The sequence below is a fragment of the Mesorhizobium sp. M7A.F.Ca.AU.002.02.1.1 genome (assembly GCF_003998535.1).
In the GTDB taxonomy this organism is placed as follows: domain Bacteria; phylum Pseudomonadota; class Alphaproteobacteria; order Rhizobiales; family Rhizobiaceae; genus Mesorhizobium; species Mesorhizobium ciceri.
Map to the genome: position 1 here is coordinate 1 of NZ_RZPB01001395.1, position 681 is coordinate 681.

1 protein-coding gene is annotated in these 681 nt (G+C 62.6%); it reads right to left on the bottom strand.

Annotated features, from left to right (window positions below):
• Positions 1-406: NADPH-dependent FMN reductase (locus EN879_RS37950; RefSeq protein ID WP_164774948.1), on the bottom strand; the 406-nt coding region annotated here is incomplete at its 3' end.
• Positions 407-681: the final 275 nt, after the last annotated feature.

Sequence of the window (681 nt, forward strand, 5' to 3'; positions counted from 1 at the left end):
CTACCGAGGTCAGCAGCGGCTTCAGCGCTTGCGCCGCGCGCAGGCCGCCGGAGACGCCGCCATAGCTGAAAATGGCGGCTGCCTTGTACTTCCATTCGCGCGAGAGATAGTCGATCGCGTTGACGATCGCCGGCGCCACGAAATAATTGTATTCCGGCGCCACGAAGACGAAGGCATCGGCGGCATCGATCGCCTTGGACCAGGCTTTGGTATGATCGTTCTGGTAGTTGCCAAGCCTTGGATGGTGCGGTTCGTCCAGCACCGGAAGCTTGAACGCATCGATGTCGGTCAGTACAGGCTCGAATTTCCCGTGCTCGCGCGCGAACCTCTCCAGCCACTCGGCAAAAATCGGTCCGGCGCGGCCTGGCCGCGTGCTGCCGATGATGATGTTCAACTGGTGCTTCAAGCTGGGCTCCTGCGGTGGCGGTATCCATTGGTGACTGCCACCTAGGGCATGCCGCTCGGGGCAACAAGAAGGCACCTCGCGGTAACCGGTCACATTCCGGAGAGTAGGGCCTTGCCGTTCGGTCACATGGACGCCTGCTTTGCGGCCCACTACATTGGGTCATCAGCGGAGCACAGCATGGACATCCAGCCCGCCCCCTTCATTCCCCCGGCGCCGAAGCCGCGCACGACGCCGCCCTCGACGCTAGAGATGATCCGCATCGTCTACCGCAACCC